The following is a 16726-nucleotide window of genomic DNA, read 5'->3' on the forward strand; positions in this document are numbered from 1 at the left end:
GCTATCGGGCCATGGCCCGTGCAACAGGAGTCAGACTTGAAAGACGACAAAACCCAAACCGTGATCGGCCGCCTGGAAGACTTCGACCAGGCGTCGGGCAACTTCGCCGAGCGAATGATCTTCAACCATCGGCCGCTGGTGATCCTGCTGTGTCTGCTGGTGACGCTGGTGCTCGGTTGGCAAGCCACGCGCATCGGCATCAACGCCAGCTATGAGAAGACCATCCCTACGGGGCACCCCTATGTCGCCAACTTCCTGGAGAATCGCAGCGAGTTGAGCGGTCTGGGCAACTCGTTGCGAATCGCCGTGGAGGTCAAACAGGGCAGCATCTTCACCAAGGATTACCTCGACACCCTGGCCAGGCTCAACGACGAGCTTTATCTGCTGCCGGGTGTCGACCGCCCCTACATGAAGTCGTTATGGACCCCGACCACGCGCTGGACCGCCGTGACCGAGGAGGGGCTCGATGGCGGCACCGTGATCCCCGACGATTACGATGGCTCGGCGACCAGCATCGAGCAGGTGCGGACCAACGTCGCCCGCTCCGGTGAGGTCGGTCAGTTGGTGGCCGGTAACTTCAAGTCCAGCGTGATCTTCGTGCCGCTGCTGGAAATCAGTCCGCAAACTGGCAAAGCCCTGGATTACGGTGAGTTCTCCCGGCAGCTGGAGGCGCTGCGGGACAAGTACCAGACCGATGAACTGCGCATCCACATCACCGGTTTTACCAAGATCGTCGGCGACCTGATCGAGGGGCTGACCCAGGTCTTGTTGTTCTTTGTGATGGCTGTGTTGGTGACCGTGGTGGTGCTTTACGGTTACACCCGTTGCGCGCGCAGCACCCTGGTGGTGGTGACCTGTTCGCTGGTGGCCGTGCTTTGGCAGATGGGCCTGCTTGCGACGCTTGGGTACGAGCTGGACCCGTACTCGGCGCTGGTGCCGTTTCTGGTGTTCGCCATCGGCATGAGCCATGGCGCGCAGAAGATGAACGGCATCATGCAGGACGTCGGTCGTGGCACCCATCGGGTAGTGGCGGCGCGTTATACCTTTCGCCGACTGTTCGCCGCCGGCATGACCGCGTTGCTCTGCGATGCGGTGGGCTTCGCCGTGTTGCTGCTGATCAATATCCGGGTGATTCAGGACCTGGCGATCACCGCCAGCCTCGGCGTGGCGGTGCTGATCTTCACCAATCTGATTCTGCTGCCGATCCTGCTCAGCTATATCGGTGTCAGCCCGACAGCGGCGCAACGCAGCCTGAGTTCGGAAACCGCCGAGTTGCAGGCACAGATCAAGCATCCGTTGTGGCGTGTGCTCGATTTGTTCACCCAACGGCGCTGGGCCATTGGCGCCATGCTGGGCGGCCTGCTGTTGGCAGCGTTCGGTTTTGCCGTGAGCCTGAACCTGAAGATCGGCGATCTCGATCCTGGCGCCCCGGAGTTGCGCGCCGACTCGCGCTACAACCGCGACGCGCTGTTCATGACCCAAAACTATGCGGCCAGTTCGGATATTTTCGTGATCATGATCAAGACGCCAGAAGATCAGTGCACGCGCTACGCCAGCCTGTCTGCGGTGGACACGTTGGCCTGGCAACTGGAGCAATTGCCCGGCGTGGAGTCGACCACTTCAATGGCAGCGCTGAGCAAGATTGCCACGGCCGGTTACAACGAAGGCAACTTCAAGTGGTATGAGCTGATCCCCAATGACGGCGCGCTGGGAGCGGTACAGACCCGTGCACCGCGGGAGCTGTTCAATCAGGGCTGTTCGATGCTGTCGCTGTACGTTTACCTGTCCGATCACAAGGCCGATACCTTGAATCGGGTGGTGGAGGCGAGCGAGGCCTTCATCGCTGCGCATCAGGTGCCAGAGGTCAAATTCATGCTGGCCGCCGGCAGCGCCGGTATCGAAGCCGCGACCAATATCGTGGTGAAAAAATCCATGCACGAGATGCTGTTCTGGGTCTACGGTGCGGTCAGCCTGCTATGCCTGCTGACTTTCCGTAGTTGGCGTGCAACCCTTTGCGCGATGCTGCCGCTGATGCTCACCTCGATTCTTTGCGAGGCGCTGATGGTGGGGCTGGGCATGGGCGTAAAAGTGGCGACACTGCCGGTCATCGCGCTCGGCGTGGGCATCGGCATCGACTATGCGCTCTATGTGTTGAGCGTGATCCTGGCTCGAATGCGTGCCGGTGACACCCTGGCCCAAGCCTATTACCAAGCGCTGTTGTTCACCGGAAAAGTGGTACTGCTGACCGGCATGACACTGGCGGTTGCAGTATCAACCTGGGCCTTCTCGCCGATCAAATTCCAGGCCGACATGGGCATCCTGCTGGCCTTCATGTTCCTGGTGAACATGCTCGGTGCCTTGATCCTGCTGCCAGCACTGGCCTGGCTGCTGCTGCCGCAGAAGGTCTTCGCAAAAAAGCCTGAGGCGAGCGTGCTTGTGCAGTGGGTCAAGGAGGGCTGAAGCACTCGGTAAAGAGCAAGGGCCGGGATGGAGTGCTGTCGTTGCGAGTAGCCGTTTTCGGCACAATTGCACCATTGCTCGGTCTGGCGGAATGGAACTTGCGTGCTCAACGGTCTGTAAGCCTTGTGTGCCCAACAGGACAGGTCCATGAATAACAATAATCCAGGCGTGGAAGTCGCTACCGGCACGCCGGACATGACCGCGGTGATTCATCGCTATCGCACCAATGACATCGATCAGCACGCACAGAACATGGGCGGCTGGCAGGTACGCTATGACCAGCTGACGCCAGGACGTTTCGAAGGCGAGTTGATCGAGTTTCGCGCAGGCTGGATGCAACTGGTGCGGGACCGCTCTAATCAGTCGATGCTCAAGAGTGGTAACGCCTGGAAAGGGGCCATTACCTTCAGTGTGCCGTTGAGTTCACAGGGGCCGGTGTTTTGTGCGGGGCATCCGATTCATGAGCAGAGCCTGCTGGTGGCTCATGGTGACCACCTGCCCGATCTGCGCACGCCCGAGCATCTGGATCTCTTGGGGGTGGCGGTTGAAGTTCAGGCCCTTGAACATGTGCTGGAGCGCCAGGGCGCCCGGTTTCGAATTACCGATCTTCCCAAGTGTTACCGTTTGGGGATGTCCTCGGTGCAGGCGGAGCTGGCGGCACTGTTCGATGAGTTGGCCAGTGCCGATCAGGGGCACGATAGCCTGCTGGGCTATGAGGCGATTCGTCATGGCATCCGCGACGCCGTGATGGTGCAACTGCTGGAGTTAGTCGCGCCGGACCAGGTACCGCCCCTGAGCCCGACGGCGCGCAAACGCATGGTCGATCGCGCCAGGGAATACGCATTGGGGCATCTGGACGAGCCATTGTCGATCCTTGATCTGTGCAATCACATCGGTGCCAGTCGACGCAAACTTCAGTACTGTTTCCAGGAAACCCTGGGCATTAATCCGGTGGCGTATTTGAGGGCATTGCGCCTCAATGCGGTGCGCCGCGAACTGCGAGACAGCATTGATGAGCACGGAGTGCAACAGGTGGCGGCACGTTGGGGGTTCTGGCACCTGAGTCGCTTTGCCAGTGATTACCGTACCTTGTTCGGTGAGACGCCATCGCAGACCTTGCGTCGCCATTAACTGTGCTGAAATCGGATAACCCGCCTCCCGGGGTCGTTACTAGGATGGCCCACACCATTTGGTTGGGAGGGGCATTCGATGATTTACAACAACAACAAATCAAACGTCAGTCGCGTCACCTTGGTCACCCTGGGTCTGTTCAGCCTATGCACCGCAGCACAGGCTACTGAAAATGGGGCGCCGACCACCGCTGTAGGGGTCTATGACTTTGGCGCAGGGATGATGCCGCCGGCCACGCCGTTCGGCACTCTGGGCCTGCGCACAGCCTTTTATTCGGCCAATGTGCAGAAGGACCGCCACGGGCGTTCCTCCGACAACAACTTCTCCCTTGACGTGCTGTCGATCGGCCTGGCCTACATGCGCATGACGGACTACAGCGTTCTGGGCGCCAAGTACGGCTTTGGCACGGTTGTGCCCTTTTTCAAGATGGACGCTTCCCTGGAGGTGCCGACGCCGGGCGGTCCGTTGAAGCTTGAGGCCGATCCGTTCCGCCTGGCCGATGTGCAATTCCTCCCGCTGATCCTGCAGTGGACCCTGTCGCCCAACCTGTTCATCAACACCCAGTTTCAGATCCAGGCCCCGACCGGCGACTACGACAAGAACCGGCTGATTTCCCCCGGGCTCAATCACTGGACTTTTTCCCCCATTGTCAACGCGACCTATATCAGCGACACCGGCTTCGAGGTGTCGTCGAGCTTCGAGGTGGACGTCAACACGCGCAACCCGGACACCGACTACAAAAGCGGCGTGGAGTACCGTCATGAGTTCGCCGTGGGACAGCACTTTGGCCCCTGGACCGCAGGCATCGGCGGGTACTACTACCGCCAATTCACGGATGACGACGCTCCCGGCTTGACCAGCGGCAATCGTGCCCGGGTGCTGGCCGTGGGCCCGGCGGTGAGTTACTTCAAACCGGGGCTGCCGCCAGTCTGGCTGCACCTTTACAAAGAGCAAGGCGCGCGCAACCGCGCCGAAGGCTACACCGTCGCCTTGCGCGTTTCCCAAAGCTTCTGAGGACCGGATCATGACTTCTGTGCATTCTGCTTCGACCCTGGCGACGCCTGTCGCGCGTCAGGCCACGGGACGCCGTGAAGGGCTGGTGCTGATGTTGGGCAGCAGCTTGACCATCATGGGAGCGGTGATGATCGCGCCGATCCTGCCCAAACTCGGTGCCGAGTTCGGACCGCTCAATCCTCGGGCTGATCTGCTGGTGCCATTGGCGGTGACCGGGCCGGCGCTGGCGATTGCCTTGTGCGCGCCGCTGGCCGGCTGGCTCGCCGATCGAGTGGGGCGCAAGGCGCTGCTGGTGATCGCCACCTTGCTTTATGCGGTGCTCGGCGCGGTACCGGCACTGCTCGGAGATCTGTTGTCCATCGTCGCCGTGCGCCTGCTGTTCGGGGTGGCCGAAGCGGCGGTGATGACGTGTTGCGCGACCTTGATCGCCGACTATTGGCAGGGCGAAGAGCGACTGCGCTACATCAATCGCCCATCGGCCTGGTCGGCGCGCTGTTCTTCGTCCTGGGCGGTGCTTTGGGCGAGCACTCCTGGCGCTTGCCGTTCCTCCTCTATCTGCTGCCGCTGCTGTTAGTGCCTGCAATGATGAAGGTGCTCTGGGAACCGGTTCGTGCTCAGCCATGCGTTGAGGCGCAGGGACCGGAGCGGGTGGCGATCCTGCCGCTGATGCTGGGTTATCTGCTGATCCTCGGCGGTATGGTGCTGAGCTTCGTAGTGCCGGTGCAGGCGCCCATTTTGCTGGTCGGTCTTGGCGTGACATCCAGCACCCTGATTGGCCTGTCCGCCGGCCTGAGCCTGCTGGCCACCCTGGGCGGCTCCCTGGCCTGGCCGCTGCTGCGTCGGCGTCTGGGGATCGCCGGCACCAATGCGGTGTTGCTGCTGTTGCTGGCGCTCGGGCTGTGGTTGCTGATGCGCGGGCAAAGCTACAACGAGGTGTTGCTGGCAGTGCTGATCCATGGCTTGGGCGCGGGACTGCTGGTGCCCAATGTCATGGCGCCGGTGATGGAGGCCCTGAGTGTCCGAACCCGTGGCCGGGGCTTGGGCGGCTTTACCGCCTGCCTGTATTTCGGTCAGTTCGTCAGTCCCTTGGTGGTAGCTGTGCTGAGCGCGTTTGCCGGGGACTTGCGCCATGCCATCGAGTGGCTGGCCTTTGCCAGCCTCGCTGCCGCGTTGTTTTGGGGGATCGTTGGGTTGTTGCGTCACCAATCGAACTCTCCCGAGCCTTTCACCCATTCGTCATTGAAATAGATCCGGAGTATCAAGCATGCAAGACATCCAGCAGCTGTTGGACAAGGAAGACGCCACTGGCTTGGCCGCGTGGGTCAGGCGTGGCGAAGTGCAGCCCGTGGAACTGCTCGACGCGGTGATCGAACGACTGGAGCGGGTTGAGCCTCAACTCAATGCAGTGGCGGAGCGGCTCTACGACAAGGCCCGTGAGGCGGCGCTTGAGCCCGGAGGGCGGGAGGGACTGTTCGCCGGTGTGCCGACCTTGATCAAGGATCTGTTTTCACCGGTGCAGGGGGCGGCGATGACTAACGGATCATTGGCGCTGGGCGGGGCACGCGCCGATTTTGAGTCCGAGGTTGTCACTCGCTTGCGTCGCGCCGGTTGCCTGATCATCGGCACCAGCACGGCACCGGAATTCGGGACGTCCTATTCCACCGAGTCGACACGCTTTGGTGCCACTCGCAACCCATGGAATACCCAACGCAGCGCCGGCGGCTCCAGCGGCGGAGCGGCGGCCCTGGTGGCGGCGCGGGTGGTGCCTTTTGCCCATGGCAATGACGGCGGTGGTTCGTTGCGGGTGCCGGCGTCCTGCTGCGGGGTCTTCGGCCTAAAACCCAGCCGCGGCTTGCTGCCCTCCGGGCCGATGGTGGGCGAGGGGTGGGCCGGCATGGGCACCAATCACTGCATCACCTTGTCGGTGCGCGACAGCGCGGCGTTGCTCGACGCCACGGGGGGGATCGACTTGGGCGCACCCTATGCGGCACCGCTGCCGGCGCAACCTTATGTGACGGCTTTGCAACAGGCGCCGCGGCCATTGCGTATCGCGCTGGTGGAGCAACTGGGACCCTGGCCGACTTCCACGCAAAGCCTGGAGGCGGTGCGTCAGGCCGCGAGCCTGTGTGAGTCGCTGGGGCATCGGGTGGAACCCGCCCGGTTGCCGGTGGTGCTACCTGAGTTTCTCGACCAGGTGTTCACCATCATCGGTGCCAGTACGCGAAATTATGTCGACCTGTTGGGGCGAATGCGTGGCGCGCCTGTGCAGCCAGAAGAGCTGGAAACCCGCACCCGCATCATTCTGCGCGACAAGGGCGGAGTCAGCGGTGCGCAATACGCAGCAGCGGTGGAGTGGATCCATGCCCTGGGTCGGCAGCTGGCGCTGTTCATGCGCGATTACGACCTGATCCTCAGCCCGACCCTGACCCGTGAACCGGTACTGATCGGCGAACTGGATCTGCAGGACGACAGCTTGAGCCTCGATGAATTGATCGAGCGCTTCCACAGTTACTCGCCGTTTACCGCGTTGTTCAATGCCAGTGGGCAGCCGGCGATGTCGGTGCCGCTTCACTGGAGTGCGCAAGGCTTGCCCATGGGCGCCCACTTCGCCGGCCGTTTTGGCGAGGAGACGACCTTGCTGGCCCTGGCCGCGCAACTGGAGCAAGCCCAGCCCTGGCGGCAACGCGTACCGCCGGTGAATGCGCGCCAGCCGTAGCAGCCGAACGCTGCCTCGCAGGCTCGACAGCTGCTACAGGTGAACGCTGCCTTCGGCAGCTGCTACAAAGAGTGCGGCGCGGTCAGGGTTTGTCCGCGATCGGATTCGCCGTTCTGAGTCCGGGCTCGGTCAGTGGGGCCGAACGGGCAATCACGCTGATGATGGTCAGTGCTGCAATCACCAACCCGGGGGAGGTCGCCAGCAATACCCCGGTGGTGCCAGCTCCGGCCGCCAGAATCTGCCCCGCGGCCAACGGCCCGGCCACCGATCCGAGGCGACCGATGGCCACCGCCGCGCCGACGCCGGTGGCACGCACCGAGGTTGGGTACGACGGCGGTGCCAGCGCGTAAAGCACCAGTTGCGCAGCCATCACAAACAACCCTGCGGCAAACCCTGCGATGCCCATCGGGACAATGCCCACCGACAGGCCGACCCCGGCCAGCGCCGCCAGCAACCCGGCGTAGACAAACAGCACCACCTTGATGCCGTTGCAGCGATCCAACAGCAGTCCGCCGAGCAGGGAGCCGAGGGCGCCGCCGATATTGAACAGCATCTGCACCAGGCCCGCCTGGGGTTTGCTGAAACCCTGTTCCAGCAGCAGTGATGGCAGCCAGTTGAGCAACATGTACATCACGGTCAGGGTGAAGAAGTAACTCAGCCACAACGCCAGGGTGACGCGAGCCCGGCCTTCGCCGAACAGTGCCTGGCCGGTTGAAGCGCGCGCCACATTGACGGTGCCTTGTTGCTGGCGAAAGGCGCTGGACTCGGGCAGCAACAGGATCATCAGCGGCACCACCAGCAGCGGTGCGAGACCGCCGATGATGAAGGTCGCCTGCCAATGATCGGTGAACAGCATGGCGACCACCGCCGCCAGTGCTCCACCCAACGGCACACCGGCATACATGATGCTGATGGCGGTACCACGGCGTTGTTCACCCACGGCTTCGGCGCACAGGGCGATCAGGTTGGGCAGGGCGGCGCCCAGGCCAAGGCCGGTCATGAAACGTGCCAGCAGCAGGCTGGAGAACGTGCTGACGTAGGCAGTGCTGAGCGAGAACACGCCGAACAGCAGCACGGCACCGATGAGGATTTTCTTGCGACCGATGCGATCGGCAATCCAGCCGCCGAAGAAGGCGCCCGGCAGCAAGCCGATGATGCCGGCACTGAACACCCAGCCCATCATTTTCGGGTCCAGGGCAAAGGTCTGGCGCAGGCCCGCGGCGGCAGTGCCGGCAGCTTGCAGGTCGAAGCCTTCAATCAGTGCAACGATAAAACACAGGGCGATGGTCAGCGTCGTACGACGTGATGGGGTGTCCATGGCGAACCTCATTTATTGTTTTTGTGGGTGTGCTGACGGGTGAACGCGAGCCTGCTCGCCTCAAGCGACGATAGGCTGGAATTAAGATTAACAAAGATAACTAAAAAATGAACGATCAAGGATATTCGCTGGAGAATGTCATTAATTCTATTGAAATCAATCTCATGACGTATGGGTGATGATGGATCTAAAAAATAGATAATAATATTAATGTTCGTTTATCGGCCATTATGGATTGACGCCGCCCTCAGCTCTTTCCATTCTCTGGCCTGAGATCCCTGGGGCAACCTTGGCGATCCCGTTCAAAAAACAACAACAATAAGTGGACATCGAACATGCCAAAGCTCCCTTGGAACGCCCTTGCGGCGACTTCAGCCTTACCTGTTCGTGCACCTTGCCTGGTCCTGTTGGGTTTGAGTGTGGTTGCCACCCCGGCGTTGGCTGAAGGCTTTATCGACGACAGCCACGGCACCTTGACCTTGCGCAATTACTACCTGGATCGCGACTACAAGGATGATGGGGCGAAAACCGCGGCCAGGGAATGGGCTCAGGGTTTCATCATGAATGTGGAGTCGGGCTTTACCCCGGGGACTGTCGGCTTCGGCCTGGATGCCCGCGGGCTGATGGGGGTGAAGCTGGACTCGTCGCCGGACCGCAGCGGCACCGAGTTGCTGCCGGTGTCCAGCAGCGACAAGCGCGCGGCGGACGAATATTCGCGCCTGGCCATGACCGCCAAGATGCGTTTTGCCCAGACCACGGTGAAGACCGGTGATGTGTCGATCTTCCTGCCGTTCGCTTTCGCCAGCCCGTCGCGACTACTGCCGCAGACTTTTCGCGGCACCACCCTCAGTTCCAAGGACATCGACGGACTGACCCTCAATACCGGCTACATCGATCGCATCAACAAGCGTGATTCCACCGACTACCAGCCGATGAGCATCGCCTCGCCGAACCGGCGTTTCAACGGCGCGGCCACTTCATCGCACATGGCCTATGTCGGCGGTGATTATCAGGTGAACAAGGACCTCAGCCTGCGTGCCTATCACGCCGAAGTGGCGGACCTGTACCAGCAGAACACCCTGGCCTTGCTGCACAATCTGCAGGTGGGCGAGGGCACGCTGACCACCGATCTGCGCAGTTTTTTCAGCGACGAAGATGGCAGCGCCAAGGCCGGCAAGGTGGACAACCGCAACCTGTCGGCGCTGTTCGGTTATCGCTTTGGCGGTCATCGCCTGAGCCTGGGCTATATGCACGCCAGTGGCGATACAGCGACGCCTTATGTGTCGGGCACCGAGTTGATGGGCATGAGTGAGCTGACCATGAGTTCGGACTTCCTCAATGCCAAGGAGCGGACCTGGCAGGCGATGTACGACTATGACTTTGCCGCCGCCGGGGTGCCTGGGCTGAAGAGCCGGCTACGTTATGTGCGCGGTGACCATATCGAGCTGACGGCGTTGAATGCCGACGACCGCAAGGAGCGAGAATTCCAGATGGAGCTGGGGTATGTCATCCAGAGCGGTCCGCTGAAGAACGTCGGGCTGATGGCGCGCAAGTCGATCTATCGCAATGACTTCCCCGCTGGCGCAGCGTTTCGCGATGAAAACCAGACCCGTTTTCTGGTGCTCTACACCGTGCCGATCTGGTAAGTCGTTTACCTGCCAAGTAGCCGGCCGTTCCCCAGGAACGCGCCGGCGTTGGCGTTTCAGGCCTGGTAGACCTTTTTCAAGAGCCTGAGCAGTTCTTCGCGTTCCTGGCTGTCGAGGTTGGACGTTGCATCCAGGTCGCTCTCGGCCGCGATCAGTTTCAGCTCCTTGAGCAGGGTCTCGCCGGTCTTGCTGAGAAAAATCCCGTAGGAGCGCTTGTCCGGTTTGCAGCGCACCCGCACCGCCAGTGCCCGGCTTTCCAGTTTGTTCAGCAGCGGCACCACTTGCGGTGGCTCGATGGTCAAAGCCTTGGCCAGATCGGCCTGCATCAGTCCGGGATTCTGGTCGATGATCGCCAGGGCCGAGAACTGCGCCGGTCGCAAGTCATGGGCCGAGAGCCGGCCAATGAGGTTCTGGAACAGTTTCAGCTGCGCCCGGCGCATGGCGTAACCGATCAGATCGTCCAGGGCGGAATCCAGCGGCGCCTGGGTTTCGGCGCTGTCGGCAGGGGCCTCGGGGGCGGCGGCAATCTTGGAAGACTTGGCCATTGCAGGGTGAATCCTCAGGCTGGCGGTTAAGAAGACTATCTAGTTTGCCGAGATTGGCCGGGGATAGCCATGACCTCTTTCATATCTCTGGGCGTTGCGCTTGTTTTCGGGACAAAAAATATTCGGTTAATTTGATTAATAGTTAATTGACATAACTAATGTTGCGGTTTAGTTTTTACCCATCGTCAAGCCAAGAACAAGAGAGCAACGCCATGAGCAATTACGAAGGTCGCTGGACAACGGTCAAAGTGGAAATCGAAGAGGGCATTGCCTGGGTCATCCTCAATCGTCCGGAAAAACGCAACGCCATGAGCCCGACCCTGAACCGCGAGATGATCGACGTTCTGGAAACCCTGGAGCAGGATCCAGACGCCGGTGTGCTGGTGCTGACCGGTGCGGGCGACGCCTGGACCGCCGGCATGGACCTCAAGGAATACTTCCGCGAAGTCGACGCCGGCCCGGAAATCCTGCAGGAAAAAATTCGCCGCGAAGCCTCTCAGTGGCAATGGAAACTGCTGCGCATGTACGCCAAGCCAACCATCGCCATGGTCAACGGTTGGTGCTTCGGTGGCGGTTTCAGCCCGTTGGTGGCCTGCGACCTGGCGATCTGCGCCGATGAAGCGACCTTCGGCCTCTCGGAAATCAACTGGGGCATCCCGCCAGGCAACCTGGTGAGCAAGGCCATGGCCGACACCGTGGGCCATCGTCAGTCGCTGTACTACATCATGACCGGCAAGACCTTTGGCGGGCAGAAAGCCGCCGAGATGGGCCTGGTCAACGAAAGCGTACCCCTGGCGCAACTGCGTGAAGTGACGATCGAGCTGGCGCGTAACCTGCTGGAGAAAAACCCGGTGGTGCTGCGGGCGGCCAAGCACGGCTTCAAGCGTTGCCGTGAACTGACCTGGGAGCAGAACGAAGATTACCTCTACGCCAAGCTCGATCAGTCGCGCCTGCTGGACACCGAAGGTGGCCGCGAGCAGGGCATGAAGCAGTTCCTCGACGACAAGAGCATCAAGCCCGGTCTGCAGGCTTACAAACGCTGAAACCCGGACATGAATCAGGGCGAGCTGGCCGGGCGATCGAGCGTCTGCCAGCTGTTTGCCCCGGCGCCCAGGCGCTACTGTGAGCCCCTCGAACGTATTCCCGATAAAGACAATAAAGAGGAATCACCATGCTGGACGTGCCCCTGCTGATCGGCGGCCAGTCGTGCCCCGCCCGAGACGGACGAACCTTCGAACGGCGTAATCCGGTGACCGGCGAAATCGTGTCGCGGGTTGCCGCCGCCACTCTGGAAGATGCCGATGCTGCGGTCGCCGCGGCCAAAGCGGCATTCCCCGCCTGGGCGGCCCTGGCCCCCAATGAACGACGCACCCGGTTGCTGCGTGCGGCCGAACAGTTGCAGGCCCGCAGCGCGGAATTCATTGCGGCAGCCGGCGAGACCGGCGCCATGGCCAACTGGTACGGCTTCAATGTGCAGCTGGCGTCGAACATGCTGCGTGAAGCGGCGTGCATGACCACCCAGATCACCGGCGAAGTCATTCCCTCTGATGTGCCCGGCAGCTTCGCCATGGCCCTGCGGCAACCGTGCGGCGTGGTGTTGGGCATCGCGCCGTGGAACGCTCCGGTGATCCTCGCCACCCGCGCCATCGCCATGCCGTTGGCCTGCGGCAACACCGTGGTGCTCAAGGCGTCGGAACTGAGCCCGGCGGTGCACCGATTGATTGGCCAAGTGTTGCAGGATGCAGGCCTCGGGGACGGCGTAGTCAACGTCATCAGCAACGCGCCCCAGGATGCCGCGGCGATTGTCGAGCGGCTGATCGCCAACCCGGCGGTGCGTCGGGTCAACTTCACCGGCTCGACCCATGTCGGGCGCATCGTCGGTGAGCTGTCGGCGCGTCATCTCAAACCGGCGTTGCTGGAACTGGGCGGCAAGGCGCCGTTCCTGGTGTTGGAGGATGCCGACCTGGACGCAGCGGTGGAGGCTGCGGCCTTCGGCGCCTTCTTTAATCAGGGGCAGATCTGCATGTCCACCGAGCGCCTGATCGTCGATGCCAAAGTGGCCGATGCCTTTGTCGCCAAACTCGCGGCGAAGATCGCTACCTTGCCCGCCGGCAACCCCAACGCCGAAGGTTCGGTGCTCGGTTCACTGGTGGACAGCAGCGCCGGTGAACGCATCAAACTGTTGATCGACGATGCCCTCGACAAGGGCGCAACCCTGGTCACGGGTGGTCAGCTTGCGGGCAGTATTCTGCAGCCGACCTTGCTCGACGGTGTCACTGACGGCATGCGCTTGTACCGCGTAGAGTCCTTCGGCCCGGTGGCGGTGGTGTTGCGTGGCGAGGGCGATGAAGAATTGTTGCGCCTGGCCAACGATTCCGAGTTCGGCTTGTCGGCGGCGATCTTCAGTCGCGACACTGGTCGTGCTCTGGCCCTCGCCCAGCGGGTCGAGTCGGGCATTTGCCATATCAACGGTCCGACCGTGCACGACGAAGCGCAGATGCCCTTCGGCGGGGTCAAGTCCAGCGGCTATGGCAGTTTTGGCGGCAAGGCGTCCATCGAGCATTTCACCCAGTTACGCTGGGTGACCTTGCAGAACGGCCCGCGGCACTACCCGATCTGAGCATCCGCCGCACCGTCGGGCGACAAACACTTGAGAGTGATTGCCGCCCGCGTGCAGGCAGACATAACAATAAAGAGGCTGCAGCCACGCATTTGTGCGAGCCGGTGGTATGCCTTGATGGAGAGCAAGCACGTGAGTTCCGAATTCAGATCGCCACCCCAGACCGAAGCCAATGCGCCGCGCTATCGCCAAGTGTCCATCGGCAATCCTGCGGTCGAGGTCAGCGAAGAGCAGGGCATCCTGCATATGCGCTCCCTGGAACCCTTGGCCAAGTTGCCTGTACGTTTGCTGGATCGCCTGGTGCATTGGGCCCATGTGCGCCCGCAACAGACCTTTATCGCGGCTCGCCAGAACGGCGGCGACTGGCGCCGGGTGAGTTACGCCGAGATGCTGACCAGCGTCCGCGCCATTGCCCAACGCCTGCTCAGTTATGGGCTTTCGGCGGAACGACCGCTGGCGATCCTCTCGGGCAACGACATCGAGCATTTACAGATTGCCTTGGGTGCGATGTATGCCGGGATTCCTTACTGCCCGGTTTCTCCTGCCTATTCATTGTTGTCCCAGGATTTCGCCAAGCTGCGGCATGTATGCAAGCTGCTGCAACCGGGCCTGGTGTTCGTCAGCGACGCCGCAGTCTATCAGCGGGCGATCGATGCGGTGCTGCCGACCGAAACGCCGCTGATCACCGTGCGCGGTCAAATTCCTGGGCGCAATCAGGCGAGCTTTGCCAGTCTGCTGGAGCAACCCGGCGGTGCCGAGGCCGATTGCGCTTTCACGGCTACCGGGCCGGACAGCATCGCCAAGTTCCTGTTTACCTCAGGCTCCACCAAGTTGCCCAAGGCAGTGATCACCACCCAGCGCATGCTCTGCGCCAACCAGCAAATGCTGTTGCAGACCTTCCCGGTGTTCGGCGAAGAACCTCCGGTGCTGGTGGACTGGCTGCCGTGGAATCACACCTTCGGCGGCAGCCACAACGTCGGGATCGTGCTGTACAACGGCGGCACTTTTTACCTGGACGACGGCAAGCCGACCGTCCAGGGGTTTGCTGAAACACTGCGCAACCTCAAGGAAATATCGCCCACCGCGTACCTCACCGTGCCCAAAGGCTGGGAAGAGCTGGTCAATGCACTGGAGCAGGACGGCGAGTTGCGTGAATGTTTCTTCTCGCGCATGAAGCTGTTCTTTTTCGCCGCCGCCGGTTTGTCCCAACGCGTTTGGGATCGCCTGGACCGGGTCGCCGAACAGCATTGTGGCGAACGCATTCGCATGATGGCCGGGCTCGGCATGACCGAGGCGGCACCGTCCTGTACGTTCACCACCGGGCCACTGTCAATGGCCGGCTACATCGGCCTGCCGGCACCCGGTTGCGAAGTGCGGCTGGTGCCGGTGGACGGCAAGCTGGAGGGGCGTTTTCGCGGGCCGCACATCATGCCGGGTTACTGGCGTGCGCCACAGCAGACCGCCGAAGTGTTCGACGAGCAGGGCTTTTACTGTTCCGGCGACGCGTTGAAACTGGCCGACGCCCGCGATCCGCAACTGGGGTTGATGTTCGACGGGCGTATCGCCGAGGACTTCAAACTGAGCTCCGGCGTGTTTGTCAGCGTCGGCCCGTTGCGCAATCGCGCAGTGCTCGAAGGTTCGCCCTATGTTCAAGACCTGGTGGTGGCCGCGCCGGACCGCGAGTGCCTGGGTGCGCTGGTCTTCCCCCGTCTTTACGAATGCCGACGTCTGGCCGGTTTGAGTGCGCATGCCAGTGATGCCGAGGTCCTGGCCAGCGCACCGGTGCGAGATTGGTTCGGCGATTGGCTGCAACGGCTCAATCGCGACGCCACCGGGAATGCCAGCCGCCTGGAATGGATTGCGCTACTCGACGAACCCGCCTCCATCGACCGCGGTGAAATCACCGACAAGGGCTCGATCAACCAGCGTGCGGTGTTGCAGTGGCGCGCCGACAAGGTCGAGGCGCTGTATCGCGGCGAAGAACCTTCCATCTTGCGTGCCGGACCTCTGCCATGATTGGAGCGGGGCAGTATTCGAGCTTTGGCGATGTGGCCATTTTCGAAGCACTGCGCACGCCCTGGGTCGATCTCGGCGGGGCCTTGGCCCAGGTTTCGCCGATCGACCTGGGGATCAAGGTCGGGCGCGAGGTGCTTGCCCGCGCCGCTATCGATCCATCTTTGGTCGATAGCGTGTTGGCCGGCTCCATGGCTCAGGCCAGTTTCGATGCTTACCTGCTGCCTCGGCATATCGGCCTTTACAGTGGCGTGCCGCAAGAGACTCCGGCACTGGGTGTGCAGCGCATCTGCGCCACCGGTTTCGAACTCTTGCGGCAGGCCGCCAGGCAGCTGGATGACGGCGTGCAGTTGGCCCTGTGCGTGGCGGCCGAATCCATGTCGCGCAACCCGATTGCCGCCTACACCCACCGAGGTGGTTTCCGGCTCGGTGCGGGCGTGGAATTCAAGGACTTTCTCTGGGAAGCCCTCTACGATCCGGCCCCGGGTGTAGACATGATCACCACCGCTGACAACCTGGCCCGGCGGCACGGTCTGAGCCGCGAAGAGGTGGATCGTTACGCCCTCGACAGCCATCAACTCGCGCTACAGGCCCAGGCCGATGGCTGGTTTGAACCGGAGCTGGTGGCGCTCGGCAATGAGCGCTTTGAACTGACTGGCTATCAGCCACGGAGTATCCAGTTGCCACGGGGCGTAGACCGCGTGACTCGCGATAGTCATCCGCGACCCACCGATCTGGACGCCTTGGGCCGGTTGCGGGCGGTGCATGCCGGCGGTGTGCAAACGGCCGGCAACAGTTGCGCGGTGGTCGATGGCGCGGCGGCCGCGCTGGTGGGGCGAGCGTCTGCGGCCCGGCGTCCGGCGTTGGCCCATTTGCTGGCCAGTGCCGTGGTGGGCGTGGCACCGGAATTCATGGGCATAGGGCCGGCGCCAGCCATCCAGTTGCTGCTGCAACGCAGTGGGCTGCCGCTTGGTGAAATCGGCTTGCTGGAAATCAATGAGGCCCAGGCCGCTCAGGTATTGGCTGTGGCCCAGGCGCTTGAACTGGACGGTGATCGGCTCAACCGGCGGGGCGGCTCGATTGCTTTGGGGCACCCTTTGGCCGCCACGGGTTTGCGCCTGGTGCTGACCCTGGCCAGGCAACTGCGCGAGGGCAATCTGCGTTATGGCATCGCCGCAGCGTGTGTCGGTGGCGGGCAGGGCATGGCTCTGCTGATCGAAAACCCGGCGTATCAAGGCTGAAGCAGAACCCCGAGACCTTTGC

Annotated in this window: 11 protein-coding genes and 1 pseudogene; 10 read left to right on the forward strand and 2 right to left on the reverse strand. The window is 62.0% G+C overall.

The window, feature by feature from the left end:
- Nucleotides 1–36: 36 nt before the first annotated feature.
- The 5 genes and pseudogenes from PMI30_RS06505 to PMI30_RS06490 all read left to right on the forward strand — a co-directional run bounded on the left by PMI30_RS06505 (nt 37) and on the right by PMI30_RS06490 (nt 7321).
- The gene (locus PMI30_RS06505) at nt 37–2460 is read left to right on the forward strand and encodes an efflux RND transporter permease subunit (RefSeq protein ID WP_008012969.1); all 2424 of its coding nucleotides are present in this window, start codon (nt 37–39) and stop codon (nt 2458–2460) included.
- A 147-nt stretch (nt 2461–2607) separates the two neighbouring features.
- Complete coding sequence (locus PMI30_RS06500; protein ID WP_008012970.1) at nt 2608–3591, forward strand: helix-turn-helix domain-containing protein; 984 nt, start codon at nt 2608–2610, stop codon at nt 3589–3591.
- 78 nt (nt 3592–3669) lie between these two features.
- A complete protein-coding gene (locus PMI30_RS06495; RefSeq protein WP_008012971.1) occupies nt 3670–4605 on the forward strand; it encodes a SphA family protein in 936 nt (311 codons plus the stop codon).
- A gap of 10 nt (nt 4606–4615) precedes the next feature.
- A pseudogene (locus PMI30_RS0129855) lies at nt 4616–5853 on the forward strand (MFS transporter).
- 16 nt (nt 5854–5869) lie between these two features.
- Complete coding sequence (locus PMI30_RS06490; protein WP_007895820.1) at nt 5870–7321, forward strand: amidase; 1452 nt, start codon at nt 5870–5872, stop codon at nt 7319–7321.
- An 82-nt stretch (nt 7322–7403) separates the two neighbouring features.
- Here PMI30_RS06490 and mhpT read toward each other — a convergent pair whose 3' ends face one another.
- Nucleotides 7404–8639, reverse strand: a complete 1236-nt coding sequence (gene mhpT, locus PMI30_RS06485; protein ID WP_008012974.1) for a 3-(3-hydroxy-phenyl)propionate transporter MhpT — start codon at nt 8637–8639, stop codon at nt 7404–7406.
- A 335-nt stretch (nt 8640–8974) separates the two neighbouring features.
- On the opposite strand from mhpT, the gene PMI30_RS06480 reads away from it, so the two are divergent.
- A complete protein-coding gene (locus PMI30_RS06480) occupies nt 8975–10285 on the forward strand; it encodes an OprD family porin (RefSeq protein ID WP_008012975.1) in 1311 nt (436 codons plus the stop codon).
- A 56-nt stretch (nt 10286–10341) separates the two neighbouring features.
- Here PMI30_RS06480 and PMI30_RS06475 read toward each other — a convergent pair whose 3' ends face one another.
- On the reverse strand, nt 10342–10830 hold the full coding sequence (locus PMI30_RS06475) for a MarR family winged helix-turn-helix transcriptional regulator (RefSeq protein WP_008012976.1): 489 nt from the start codon (nt 10828–10830) through the stop codon (nt 10342–10344).
- A 212-nt stretch (nt 10831–11042) separates the two neighbouring features.
- On the opposite strand from PMI30_RS06475, the gene PMI30_RS06470 reads away from it, so the two are divergent.
- The 4 genes from PMI30_RS06470 to PMI30_RS06455 all read left to right on the forward strand — a co-directional run bounded on the left by PMI30_RS06470 (nt 11043) and on the right by PMI30_RS06455 (nt 16704).
- Nucleotides 11043–11873 (forward strand): p-hydroxycinnamoyl CoA hydratase/lyase, encoded by an 831-nt coding sequence (locus PMI30_RS06470; RefSeq protein WP_008012977.1) that lies wholly within the window; start codon nt 11043–11045, stop codon nt 11871–11873.
- A 128-nt stretch (nt 11874–12001) separates the two neighbouring features.
- Entirely contained in the window at nt 12002–13450 is a 1449-nt protein-coding gene (locus tag PMI30_RS06465; RefSeq protein WP_007895814.1) for an aldehyde dehydrogenase, read from the forward strand.
- Between the two features lie 132 nt (nt 13451–13582).
- The gene (locus tag PMI30_RS06460; protein ID WP_008012978.1) at nt 13583–15466 is read left to right on the forward strand and encodes a feruloyl-CoA synthase; all 1884 of its coding nucleotides are present in this window, start codon (nt 13583–13585) and stop codon (nt 15464–15466) included.
- Nucleotides 15463–16704 (forward strand): thiolase family protein, encoded by a 1242-nt coding sequence (locus PMI30_RS06455; protein WP_008012979.1) that lies wholly within the window; start codon nt 15463–15465, stop codon nt 16702–16704. Before PMI30_RS06460 ends, PMI30_RS06455 begins: the two co-directional genes overlap by 4 nt.
- Nucleotides 16705–16726 lie beyond the last annotated feature (22 nt).

The organism is Pseudomonas sp. GM50, from assembly GCF_000282375.1.
Classification (GTDB): Bacteria; Pseudomonadota; Gammaproteobacteria; order Pseudomonadales; family Pseudomonadaceae; genus Aquipseudomonas.

What these genes read in the sequence shown, in the direction of transcription:
- PMI30_RS06500 (WP_008012970.1), top strand. Translation starts at nt 2,608, where the DNA reads ATGAATAACAATAATCCAGGCGTGGAAGTCGCTACCGGCACGCCGGAC.
- PMI30_RS06495 (WP_008012971.1), top strand. Translation starts at nt 3,670, where the DNA reads ATGATTTACAACAACAACAAATCAAACGTCAGTCGCGTCACCTTGGTC.
- PMI30_RS06490 (WP_007895820.1), top strand. Translation starts at nt 5,870, where the DNA reads ATGCAAGACATCCAGCAGCTGTTGGACAAGGAAGACGCCACTGGCTTG.
- mhpT (WP_008012974.1), bottom strand. Translation starts at nt 8,639, where the DNA reads ATGGACACCCCATCACGTCGTACGACGCTGACCATCGCCCTGTGTTTT.
- PMI30_RS06480 (WP_008012975.1), top strand. Translation starts at nt 8,975, where the DNA reads ATGCCAAAGCTCCCTTGGAACGCCCTTGCGGCGACTTCAGCCTTACCT.
- PMI30_RS06475 (WP_008012976.1), bottom strand. Translation starts at nt 10,830, where the DNA reads ATGGCCAAGTCTTCCAAGATTGCCGCCGCCCCCGAGGCCCCTGCCGAC.
- PMI30_RS06470 (WP_008012977.1), top strand. Translation starts at nt 11,043, where the DNA reads ATGAGCAATTACGAAGGTCGCTGGACAACGGTCAAAGTGGAAATCGAA.
- PMI30_RS06465 (WP_007895814.1), top strand. Translation starts at nt 12,002, where the DNA reads ATGCTGGACGTGCCCCTGCTGATCGGCGGCCAGTCGTGCCCCGCCCGA.
- PMI30_RS06455 (WP_008012979.1), top strand. Translation starts at nt 15,463, where the DNA reads ATGATTGGAGCGGGGCAGTATTCGAGCTTTGGCGATGTGGCCATTTTC.